The sequence below is a fragment of the Trinickia sp. Z7 genome (assembly GCF_056498045.1).
In genome coordinates, this window is record NZ_JAUEQW010000007.1 from 111,634 (window position 1) to 122,982 (window position 11,349).

The window sequence follows — 11,349 nt, forward strand, 5'->3', positions numbered from 1 at the left end:
TCCAAGTCCAGCGACCGACCCTGCATTTCGATGTCCATTTCTACTCAAACCGGTTCCGGTGGCCCCCCGGAGCGCTATCGGGAGCCCACCGAGGCGAACATTCGCGAGCTCGTCTACGCGTTTTACGATCGCGTGCGCGCCGATCCGCTGCTCGGTCCCGTCTTCGACGCTGAGCTCGAAGGCCGGTGGGACACGCATTTGCCGAAGATGTGTGCATTCTGGGGCAGCCTGGTGCTTGGCGACAAGCGCTACCGCGGCAACGTCCAACAAGCGCATCAACCGCTCGAAGGCGTCGAGCCACGCCACTTCAGCCGCTGGCTGCATCTGTTCCTCGATACCGTCTGCGAGCGCTTCGAGCCGGCCGCGGCCGTCCGTTTCATGGAGCCGGCGCTGCGGATCGCCCAAAGCCTGCAATTGAGCCGCTTCGGCTGGGACTACGCCATTCCGCCCGAACAACAGGCGCTGCTCGCGCGGATCGCATCGAGACGGTATGCGCCCGGCGCTGATTCGCCTAGCGCACCAGGCCACCGCGCAGAGCCGTTCCCCGCGACGATCACCGGCCGTTCCACGCCGGGCTCGGACGCCGACAGCGGCGAATGACCGCGGCCCGCTCTTCGCCCATTACTCATCGCTCGGCGTAACGTTCGTCGACGTCAGCCCCCAGCGGGCTAGCGCCGCGTCATCCGAGACCCGAGCATCGACCCAACGCTCGCCGCTCGGCGTCGTCTCCTTCTTCCAAAACGGCGCTTGCGTCTTCAGATAGTCCATCACGAATGCGCAGACATCGAACGCATCGTGCCGATGCGCCGATGTGGCCGCCGCCAGGACGATCTGATCGCGCGGATACAGCTTGCCCACGCGATGCACGATCAGCACTCGCGCCCCCGGCCAGCGGCGCTCGGCGTCCTCGGCGATCGCTTCGAGCGCTTTTTCCGTCATGCCGGGGTAATGCTCGAGTTCCATGGCGGAAATGTCTTCGCCGTCGTTCAAATCGCGCACCGTCCCCACGAAGGCGACAACGGCGCCGACTTGCGCATTTTCGGCCCGCAGGGCCGCGATTTCGGCCGATAGGTCGAAATCCTCGGTTTGCACGCGAACGGTCATGATGGCCTCGGCTCCAGTCGATTGCGACAACGCACGCGCGCTCAGCCGCCGGTGACAGGCGGGAAAAAGGCGACTTCGCAGCCGTCCGTGAGGCGCGTTCCCGCGTCGGTCATGGCGTGGTTGCAAGCCATGCGCAGCGCCCGCCCCTCGGCAAGCGTCTCGGCCCACGCCCCGCCGCGCGCACGCAACCAGGCTCGCACATCACCGACGGTGGCGACGCCGTCAGGCACCTCCACCGCTTCCTGCGCCGTACCGAGCGCCTCGCGCACGCTCGCAAAGTACCTCAGCTCTAGTTTCATGTCCGCTTACCGCATGATTGGGGCGATCGATTCGGCGTTCAGCCGAGCAATTCGGAAAAGGGAAGGAACCGGACCGTCTCGCCGGCGCTGATCGCGTGATTGGGAGGATTGTCGATGAGCCCGTCGGCCCACACCGTAGAGGTCAGCACGGCCGAGCTCTGGTTCGCGAATAGATCGAGCCCGCCCGCCGCATTGATGCGGGCACGCAGAAATTCGTTGCGGCGGTCGCTCTTGGATTGCGTGAAGTCGGCTCGCAACGATAAAGCCCGCGGCGCGACGTCGCGCACGCCCGATAGGCGCAGCAGAAACGGGCGAACGAACAAGAGAAACGTCACGAAACTCGACACGGGGTTGCCGGGCAGGCCGATGAAATGCGTTTCGGTGACCTCCTCACGCGCTACGCCGTGCGGCAGCTTGCGCACCTCACCGAACGCGAGCGGCTTGCCGGGCTTCATCGCGATTTGCCACAGCGAGAGACGGCCCAGGGATTCGACGGCCGGCTTCACGTGGTCTTCTTCCCCGACCGAGACGCCACCCGAGGTCAGAATCAAATCGTGATCGCGCGCTGCTGCGCCCAAGGCCTCTCGCGTCGCATCCAGTCGATCGGGCACGATGCCCAAGTCGGTCACATCGCAATTGAAGCGCGTGAGCAGAGCAACGAGCGTGAAACGGTTCGAGTTGTAGATGCCGCCGGGCGCGAGCGGCTCGCCCGGCATCGTCAGTTCGTCGCCGGTGAAGAACACCGCGACTTTCAAGCGCCGCGTCACTTCGAGCCTCGCGCAACCGACCGATGCCGCAAGCCCGAGCGCCTGCGGGGAAAGCCGTGTGCCGGCCGGCAGGATCACCGCGCCGCGGCGGATATCCGCGCCTTGCGCCGTGATCCACTCGCCGACTTTGGGCGTGTGGAGGATCGAGACGAGGCCGCCGTCCGCTTCGGCCTGTTCTTGCATGACGACGGCATCGGCGCCGGGCGGCACCGGCGCGCCCGTGAAGATGCGGGCTGCCGTTCCCTCGGCCAGCGGCTGCGGCGATTGGCCTGCGGCCACGCGGTCGGAGATGGGTAAGCGCCGCTCTCCGTGGATCAGGTCTGCCGCCCGCACCGCATACCCGTCCATCGCGCTCGTGTGCACCGGCGGGACATCGAGCGTCGATACGACATCCGCGGCCAGGACGCGCCCGAGCGCATCGCGCGTCGAAACCCATTCGGTTTCGGCCACGGGAGCGGCGGCCGCCAATAGCGCAGACAGGGCTTCAGCGGTGGATAACAGGGGGGCGCGGTAAGCGGATTGGTTGGGCGTCGACATCGGCAAGCGATTCTCGCTGCGAAAACCCTCATTGTAGCGAGGCGGCGCCGATACGGCATGCCTTGCGCAGGACGGCCGGCGCGTGCGCCGATGGCGGACCTGCCCTTGGCCAGGAACGCGAACACGGCCGCGGGCGACTCTTGGCTAGTCGTTAGCTAGCGGCGGGCCGCTTTATCGCCGCCCGCCGCCCACGTTAGATGATTCAATCGACCGCGTGCTCGGCGATGAACGCCTTGACCCGCTCCGCCTTCGCCGGCAGCACCTCGAAGCGTTGCGGCAGCGCTTCGAGAGCGTCGAACGCCGGCGGACGCTGAGGATCGCGCCCGAGCGCTTCGCGGATCGACTCGCCGAATTTGACCGGCTGCGCCGTTTCGAGCACGACCATCGGCACGCCCTCGTCCAAATGCTCGCGTGCGACCTTCAGGCCGTCGGCCGTATGCGTGTCGATGACCTGCCCGTAACGCGCGAACACGTCTCGAATCGTCGCAATGCGATCGTCGTGCGTGCTGCGCCCCGACACGAAACCGAACTCGCGCACGCGGGCGAAATCGCCGCTGGCGGCCAGATCGAACCCGCCCTTTTCTTCGACGTCGCGAAAGAGCTGCAGCACGCGCGCCGGATCGCGGCCGAGCAAATCGAACACGAAGCGCTCGAAATTGGACGCTTTCGAGATGTCCATGCTAGGACTGCTCGTGTGGTAGGTTTGCGCCGCGGCGCGCACCCGATAAGCGCCCGTGCGGAAGAATTCGTCGAGCACGTCGTTCTCGTTGGTGGCGACGACGAGCTTTTCGATCGGCAACCCCATCATCCGGGCGATGTGCCCCGCGCAGACATTGCCGAAGTTGCCCGAGGGCACCGTGAACGACACGCGCTCGTCGTTCGAGCGGGTCGCCGCGAAGTAGCCCTTGAAGTAGTACACGACCTGCGCGACGACGCGCGCCCAGTTGATCGAGTTGACCGTGCCGATCCGATGCTGCGCCTTGAATGCGTGATCGTTCGAGACGGCCTTGACGATATCCTGGCAGTCGTCGAATACGCCTTCGATCGCCAAATTGAAGATGTTCGGCTCTTGCAAGCTGTACATCTGCGCCGTTTGGAAGGCGCTCATCTTGCGGTGCGGCGACAGCATGAAGACGCGGATGCCGGCCTTGCCGCGCATCGCGTACTCGGCCGCGCTGCCCGTGTCGCCCGAAGTCGCGCCGAGAATATTGAGTGTTTGCCCATGCTTGGCGAGCGCGTACTCGAACAAATTGCCGAGCAACTGCATCGCCATATCCTTGAATGCGAGCGTCGGCCCGTTCGACAACGCAAGCAGGGACAGTTGCGCGCCACCTTCGACTCCCAGCGCCGTGAGCGGCGTAATGTCGCTCGCGTTCTCGCCGGCGCGCACGTTGCGGTAGACGTCGGCGCGATAAGTGCGGCGCGTGAGCTCGTGCAGGTCGGCGGCGGGAATATCGTCGCAGAACTTGCGCAGCACCTCGAAGGCCAGGTCGGCGTACGCAAGCGTGCGCCAACGCGCAAGCTCCTCGGCACTCACGCGCGGATACGCGGCCGGCAGATAGAGTCCGCCGTCTTTGGCGAGCCCCGTGAGCAAAATATCGGAGAACGTATGGCGCTCGCCGATGCCGGCGCCTCGCGTCGAGATGTAGTTCATAGTCGGCTTCGTGACTTCGATTTCGGTGAGTGGCTCAGCATTCCGCTTCCATTCGCAGCTTCGTCACGCTCGAAACGACGGTCGAAAGCGCTTCGATGCGCGCGATCGCCGCATCGACGTTCTTCTCGAGCGTGGTGTGCGTGATGATGACGACGTCCGTCTCGCCGTTGTCCGCGATCTGCTCCGATTCCTTTTGCAGCAGCGCGTCGATGGAAATGCCCGCGTCCGCCAAGATGCGCGTGATATCGGCCAGCACGCCCGTGACGTCCGCCACGCGCAGGCGCAGATAGTAGCCGCTCGTCACTTCGTCGATCGGCAGCACGGTGGTATCGGACACGCTCTGCGGTTGGAACGCGAGATGCGGCACGCGATGGCCCGGATCGGCCGTATCGAGGCGCGTCACGTCGACCAGATCGGCGACCACGGCCGAAGCCGTCGGCTCCGCACCCGCGCCCTTGCCGTAGTAAAGCGTGGCGCCCACGGCGTCGCCATGCACCTCGACGGCGTTCATCGCGCCCTCGACATTGGCGAGCAAGCGCTTGGCCGAGATCAGCGTCGGATGCACGCGCAGCTCGATGCCCCGATCGGTGCGGCGCGTGATGCCCAGCAGCTTGATGCGGTAGCCGAGATCCTCGGCGTATTTGATGTCGATCGACGCGAGCTTGCTGATGCCCTCGATATGGGCGCGGTCGAATTGCATCGGAATGCCGAACGCGATCGCGCTCATGATCGTGAGCTTGTGCGCGGCGTCCACGCCTTCGACGTCGAAGGTCGGATCGGCTTCGGCATAGCCAAGCGCCTGCGCGCCCTTGAGCGCCGTCGCGAAATCGAGCCCACGCTCGCGCATCTCCGACAAGATGTAATTGGTCGTGCCGTTGATGATGCCCGTGATCGATTGGATGCGATTGGCCGTCAAACCCTCGCGCAACGCCTTGATGATCGGAATGCCGCCCGCCACCGCGGCCTCGAACGCCACCATCACGCCCTTGGCCCGCGCCGCCTCGAAAATCTCGGTGCCATGCACGGCGAGCAACGCCTTGTTCGCCGTCACGACATGCTTGCCCTGGGCGATGGCGCGCAGCACGAGCTCGCGCGCGATGCCCGTGCCGCCGATCATTTCGGCGATGATCGCGATGGAGGGATCGTCGACCACGGCCGCAAAGTCGCTGCCCACTTCGACGCTGCCCGCGCTATCGCCGAGCACGGCGAGCGTCTTCGCGGGATTGCGCACGGCAATGCGGGATACCTCGATCCCGCGGCCCGCGCGGCGTTTGATCTCTTCCTGGTTGCGGCGCAGCACCGTGAAGGTGCCGCTGCCCACCGTGCCGAAGCCCAACAAGCCAACTTTGATCGATTCCATGCAGCGTGTTCTAGTTAGATAAATCGTTGAAAGGCAAGCGCGCGGCGCCCGCCGAGCCCGATGCGGCCCGGCCCGTGCCGCGATTAGCCGCCGTGGCGCTTGCGATAGCCTTCGAGAAAGCGTCCGATCCGATTGATCGAATCGGTCAAATCATCCACGTTCGGCAGAAACACGACCCGGAAGTGATCGGGCCGCGGCCAATTGAAGCCGGTCCCTTGCACGAGCAATACGCGTTCTTCGAGCAGCAGATCGAGGATGAACTGCTGGTCGTCCTTGATCGGGTAGACCTCCGGGTCGAGCCGAGGAAACATATATAGCGCCGCTTCCGGCTTGACGCAGCTCACCCCGGGAATCGCATTGAGCATGTCGTAGGCGACCTGCCGCTGTTTGTACAGGCGCCCGCCCGGGGCGATCAGATCGTTGATGCTTTGATAGCCGCCGAGCGCCGTTTGAATTGCATACTGCCCCGGCACGTTCGGGCACAACCGCATGGAGGCAAGGATGCCGAGCCCCTCGAAGTAATCCTTGCCATGGCGGCGATTCTCGCCGGTCAAGCCCGAGACGTACATCCAACCGGCGCGGTAGCCGCACGAGCGGTAGCTTTTGGACAGGCTGTTGAACGTGACGGTGAGCACGTCGTCGGAGAGCGCGGCAAGCGAAGTATGCTTCTTGCCGTCATAGACGATCTTGTCGTAGACCTCGTCCGCAAAGACGACCAAGCCGTGCTGGCGGGCGATCTCGAGCAAGTCGAGCAAGAGTTCGTCGGAATACAGCGCGCCCGTGGGGTTGTTCGGATTGATGACGACGAGCGCGCGCGTGCGCGGCGTGATCTTGGCTCGCAAGTCGTCCAGATCGGGCATCCAGCCGTTCGATTCATCGCACAAATAGTGCTCGGGCGTGCCGCCCGACAGGCTGACCGCCGCGGTCCAGAGCGGGTAGTCGGGCGCCGGCAGCAACACTTCGTCGCCATCGTTGAGCAACGCCTGCATGGCCATCACGATGAGTTCGGAGGCGCCGTTGCCGATATAGATGTCGTCGAGCTCGACGCCCAGCACGCCTTTTTGCTGCGAGTAATGCATGATCGCCTTGCGCGCGGCGAACACCCCTTTCGAATCGGAATACCCCGCGGAAGCCGGCAAATTGCGGATCACGTCTTGAATGATCTCGTCGGGCGCATCGAAGCCGAACGGCGCCAGATTGCCGATGTTCAGCTTGATGATGCGGTGCCCGTCGTCCTCGAGGCGCTTGGCGTGCTCGAGCACGGGGCCACGGATGTCGTAACAGACGTTGAGCAGCTTGTTCGATTTTAGAATCGGTTTCACGGCGGGCACTATTTCCTGGGGAGAGCCGAAACACGGGGAGCGGTGGCCGAGCAAGCGGCGCTCGGCGCGATCAAGCGCGTCGCGCCCGGGCAGCGTTGAGTGTGCCGGTCGAACGTGCGCAGCAGACCGTCCTCGACGGCGGCGCTTTTGGCGCGCGCAGGGGCGATAAGTGGAGTTCGCTCGCGCGGATGCACGATGCCGGCCGCCGCATGGCGGCTAAAAAGCTATAATTTAGCGGATTTCGGCCGACTTTCGCAATGCACAATCGTCGCGAGAGGCCCCTTTCGGGCAAGCGGCCGAGCCACGATGCGGTTGCGGCCGGCCCTGCCGCGCCCGGCGGAACTACGGAAACCGATTTGAAATTACACCAGGACTCCAGCGGTGCGCTGAACACCGTGACCGGTTACGGCGCCCATTACGTCGACGTCAACCTCGTTCGTCATGAAAGCAGCATCTTGCTGCTGCCCGATACGCCCGTCATCGATTGGCCGGTATCGTCGTTCGACGCACTCGACCCCGCGCATTTCGACCTGCTGCTGGGCCAAACGCCCGAGGTGGTCGTGTTCGGCAGCGGCGCGCGGCTGCGCTTTCCGCATCCGCGGCTCACGGCATCGCTCAATGCCCGCCGCATCGGCGTGGAGACGATGGATTTCATGGCCGCTTGCCGTACGTACAACATTCTGATGGCCGAAGGCCGGCGCGTCGCCGCGGCGTTGCTCATCGAACGATGAGCGCAGCCGCGCTGCGCCGTTGCGCAAAGCCGCGCGCGTGCGGGCGCTGCCCGCGCGGCAGGGCGCCGTTTCAGCATCGGGTTCGCTGCGCACCATCCGTTCGACCCACCTAAACAGACACTGATACCGATTCCATGTCGTTTCAACGCTACCCGCGCGCCGTCGGCGCCGCTCGAAGCGCCGGCGCACCGCAAGCGGACGGCGCCGCGACAGCTTGGCCCGTCAGCGGCATCGCGATCGCCATGCTCGTCCTTGCGCTCGCGCTCGTCTGGTTCGTCCCGCTGGGATGGCGCCATCTCGTGCCCAGCGACGAAGGCCGCTACGCCGAAATGGCGCGTGAAATGTTCCTCACGGGCGATTGGATCACGCCGCGCTACAACGGCTACAAATATTTCGAGAAGCCGCCGCTCCAAACTTGGATGAATGCGTTGACGTTCGCCTGGTTCGGCATCGGCGCCTGGCAAGCGCGGCTCTATACGGCGCTGACCGGTTTCGCGGGCGTCCTGCTGGCCGGCTACACGGGCGCTCGCGTGTTCAACGCGGCGGCCGGCTTCGCCGCCGCACTCGTGCTCGCGGGAGCGCCTTATTGGGAGTTGATGGGTCACTTCAACACCCTCGATATGGGCCTCTCGTTTTGGATGGAGCTGACGCTGTGCGCGATGCTGCTGGCGCAGCGCCCCCACGTGGCGCCGAGCACGGCGCGACGGTGGATGTGGGTATGCTGGGCCTCGATGGCCCTCGCGGTGCTGTCCAAGGGGCTCGTGGGCGTCATTCTGCCGGGCGCGGTGCTCGTGCTCTACTCGCTCATCGCGCGCGACTGGGCGCTGTGGAAACGGCTCTATCTGCCGAGCGGGCTCGTCGTCTTCTTCGCGATCGCCACGCCCTGGTTCGTGCTCGTGCAGCAGCGCAACCCCGAGTTCCTGAATTTCTTCTTTATCGTCCAGCAGTTCGACCGGTACCTGACGCCCGCGCAGAACCGGCCGGGCCCGGTCTACTATTTCGTGGGCGTCCTGTTGGTCGGCTTCCTGCCGTGGCTTTCGCTGGCCTGGCAAAGCGTGCGCCATGCGCTGCTGCAGCCGCGCCAGCCGAACGGATTCGCGCCCGGGAAGCTGCTCGTCGTGTGGTCCGGCTTCATCTTCCTGTTCTTCAGCGCGTCGCACTCGAAGCTCGTCTCGTACGTGCTGCCGATCGCCCCGGCGCTTGCCCTCGTCATCGGCGCCTATCTGCCGCGCCTCTCGCGGCAAGCGTGGCGCCGGCACCTGCTCGGCTATGCCGCATTGCTCGTCGCCGCGGCCGTGGGCGCCATTTTCCTGGTCCGCTTCGGCGACGCGCGCACCCCGAACGCGATCTACCGCGAGTTTCGCGTATGGGTGTTCGCGGCACTCGGGGTGGCGCTGGTCCTCACGTTGGCGGCCTTGGCCGTGCTGCGGCGCAGCGAGCGCGGCACGCTGGCGTCCGCCGTCGTCTTCGCCGCGAGCTGGATCATGCTCTGCACGATCGGCGGCACGGGGCACGACGTGTTCGGCCGGCAAAGCTCGGGGGCCCTGCTCGCCCCGGCAGTCAAAGCCGCCCTCGCACGTGCGCCCGCCGGCACGCCTTTCTATGCGGTCGGCTATCTGGACCACACGCTGCCGTTTTACGTCGGCCACACGACGATCATGGTCGCCAACCCCGACGAACTGAGCTTCGGCGTGGCCCAAGAGCCGTCCAAATGGGTGCCGACCGTCGACGCCTGGATCGTTCGCTGGCGGGACGACCCGCATGCGCTCGCCGTCATGCGGCCGGAGCTCTATAACGATCTAGCCGCCCGGCACGTGCCGATGCGCGTCGTGGCGCGCGACACACGGCGCGTCGTCGTGGAAAAACCGTGAGAACCGTGAATGCACCCCTGTGCCCACAGAGTCCAACCGTCCGAGCATCGATGAACCCGATTTCGCTTTTTTGCATCCTGTTGGGCGTCGCACTGAACGCCTGCGCTCAATTGCTGCTCAAGGCCGGCGTCAACGCCGTTGGACACTTCGATTTCACCCGTGCGAACATTCTGCCGATCGGGCTGAAGCTCGCCATGCAAGTGCCGATCATCGGCGGCCTCGCCTGCTACGTGGTCAGCGTCGTCGTCTGGATCGTCGGGCTCTCGCGCGTCGACGTGTCGATCGCCTATCCGATGCTCTCGCTCGGCTACGTGGTCAACGCGGTGGCGGCGTGGTACTTGTTCGGCGAAGCGCTGAGCCTGCAACGGCTGATCGGCATCGGCATCATTCTGATCGGCGTGCTCGTGCTTGCACGCAGTTGAGCTGCCCCGTGGTTGAGCGCCCCAGCCGCGGCTAGGACGCTTCGGTTGTACATCGACGATAAAAAAAGGCTGCGCCCCGAGCGCCGCCCCAAACTCAACACTTTCGTACTCGAGCGAAGCCCATGACTGAAGACTCTCTTCCCTTCCTGCCTTTCGTGCGCCCCGAAATCGACGAGGAGACGATCGCGGGCGTCGTCGACGTGCTGCGCTCCGGCTGGATCACGACCGGACCGCAGAACCAAGCGTTCGAACAGGCGCTGTCGACGTATTGCGGCGGCCGTCCGGTGCGCACGTTCAATTCCGGCACGGCGACGCTCGAGATCGGGCTGCGCATCGCGGGCGTGGGCGCGGGCGACGAGGTGATCACGACCCCGGCGTCTTGGGTATCGACGGCGAACGTGATCCTGGAAGTGGGAGCGACACCCGTCTTCGTCGACATCGACCCCGTCACGCGCAACATCGATCTGAATTTGCTCGAAAAGGCGATCACGCCGCGCACCAAGGCGATCATTCCCGTCTATCTGGGCGGGTTGCCCGTCGATATGGACCGGCTCTACGAAATTGCGCGCGCCTATAGGCTGCGCGTGATCGAGGACGCGGCTCAAGCATTCGGCGCAACTTGGCGCGGCGAGCGCATTGGAAAACTCGGCGATATAGTCTCGTTCAGCTTTCACGCGAACAAGAACCTAACGTCGATCGAGGGCGGCGCACTCGTGCTCAACGACGAGCAAGAGGCCGAACTGGCGCGCAAATACCGGCTGCAGGGCATCACCCGCAAGGGATACGACGGCATGGACTGCGATGTGCTCGGGGGCAAGTACAATCTAACCGACGTGGCGGCGCGCGTCGGCCTTGGTCAACTCGCGCAGATCGAACGGTTCACGGCCCAACGCAAGAAGCTGGCGCGCGCCTATTTCGCGGGGTTCGAAGGCGGCGCGGCCGCGAAGATCGGCATGGGCTTGCCCCCGGCCGACTTCGAAAACGGCAATTGGCACATGTTCCAAGTCACGCTGCCGCTCGAACGCCTGACGATCGATCGCGCCGCGTTCATGCAAAAGCTGCATGACGACTACCGGATCGGCTCCGGCGTGCATTACCCGGCCATTCACCTGTTCACGCTGTACCGCGCGCGCGGTTTCGCGCTCGGCATGTTTCCACATGCCGAGCGCTTCGGCGCGTCGACGGTCACGCTGCCGATGTTCACGCTGATGACCGAGCGTGACGTGGCGCGCGTGTGCGACGCCGTCAACGAGATCTGCGAACAATTTGGGAAATAAGCGGA

The 11,349-nt window shown here is 64.9% G+C and carries 11 protein-coding genes; 5 read left to right on the top strand and 6 right to left on the bottom strand.

Annotation, left to right across the window (positions count from 1 at the left end; genetic code table 11):
* The first annotated feature begins 30 nt into the window (after positions 1 to 30).
* Positions 31 to 600 (top strand): group III truncated hemoglobin, encoded by a 570-nt coding sequence (locus QQS38_RS14465; RefSeq protein WP_479646060.1) that lies wholly within the window; start codon positions 31 to 33, stop codon positions 598 to 600.
* Between the two features lie 21 nt (positions 601 to 621).
* On the opposite strand, the gene moaE is transcribed toward QQS38_RS14465, so the two are convergent.
* The 6 genes from moaE to QQS38_RS14495 form a co-directional block, all read right to left on the bottom strand.
* The gene (gene moaE, locus QQS38_RS14470; protein WP_479646201.1) at positions 622 to 1,107 is read right to left on the bottom strand and encodes a molybdopterin synthase catalytic subunit MoaE; all 486 of its coding nucleotides are present in this window, start codon (positions 1,105 to 1,107) and stop codon (positions 622 to 624) included.
* A gap of 38 nt (positions 1,108 to 1,145) precedes the next feature.
* A complete protein-coding gene (gene moaD / locus QQS38_RS14475) occupies positions 1,146 to 1,403 on the bottom strand; it encodes a molybdopterin converting factor subunit 1 (protein ID WP_479646061.1) in 258 nt (85 codons plus the stop codon).
* A 38-nt stretch (positions 1,404 to 1,441) separates the two neighbouring features.
* Positions 1,442 to 2,707 (bottom strand): molybdopterin molybdotransferase MoeA, encoded by a 1,266-nt coding sequence (locus QQS38_RS14480; protein ID WP_479646062.1) that lies wholly within the window; start codon positions 2,705 to 2,707, stop codon positions 1,442 to 1,444.
* A gap of 202 nt (positions 2,708 to 2,909) precedes the next feature.
* Positions 2,910 to 4,361 (bottom strand): threonine synthase, encoded by a 1,452-nt coding sequence (gene thrC, locus QQS38_RS14485; RefSeq protein ID WP_479646063.1) that lies wholly within the window; start codon positions 4,359 to 4,361, stop codon positions 2,910 to 2,912.
* Between the two features lie 34 nt (positions 4,362 to 4,395).
* Positions 4,396 to 5,721 carry a homoserine dehydrogenase gene (locus QQS38_RS14490; RefSeq protein WP_479646064.1) on the bottom strand — a complete coding sequence of 442 codons (1,326 nt, stop codon included), beginning with the start codon at positions 5,719 to 5,721 and terminating at the stop codon, positions 4,396 to 4,398.
* Positions 5,722 to 5,804: 83 nt separating this feature from the next.
* Entirely contained in the window at positions 5,805 to 7,052 is a 1,248-nt protein-coding gene (locus QQS38_RS14495) for a pyridoxal phosphate-dependent aminotransferase (protein WP_479646065.1), read from the bottom strand.
* A 347-nt stretch (positions 7,053 to 7,399) separates the two neighbouring features.
* Here QQS38_RS14495 and QQS38_RS14500 point away from each other — a divergent pair, with 347 nt between their 5' ends.
* The 4 genes from QQS38_RS14500 (at position 7,400) to QQS38_RS14515 (ending at position 11,344) form a co-directional block, all read left to right on the top strand.
* Positions 7,400 to 7,774, top strand: a complete 375-nt coding sequence (locus QQS38_RS14500; protein WP_479646066.1) for an Mth938-like domain-containing protein — start codon at positions 7,400 to 7,402, stop codon at positions 7,772 to 7,774.
* A 242-nt stretch (positions 7,775 to 8,016) separates the two neighbouring features.
* Positions 8,017 to 9,645: a glycosyltransferase family 39 protein gene (locus QQS38_RS14505; RefSeq protein ID WP_479646202.1), complete on the top strand. Its 1,629-nt coding sequence runs from the start codon at positions 8,017 to 8,019 to the stop codon at positions 9,643 to 9,645.
* A gap of 50 nt (positions 9,646 to 9,695) precedes the next feature.
* Entirely contained in the window at positions 9,696 to 10,067 is a 372-nt protein-coding gene (locus QQS38_RS14510) for an SMR family transporter (RefSeq protein WP_479646067.1), read from the top strand.
* A 122-nt stretch (positions 10,068 to 10,189) separates the two neighbouring features.
* Positions 10,190 to 11,344: a DegT/DnrJ/EryC1/StrS family aminotransferase gene (locus QQS38_RS14515; RefSeq protein WP_479646068.1), complete on the top strand. Its 1,155-nt coding sequence runs from the start codon at positions 10,190 to 10,192 to the stop codon at positions 11,342 to 11,344.
* The last annotated feature ends 5 nt before the right edge of the window (positions 11,345 to 11,349 follow it).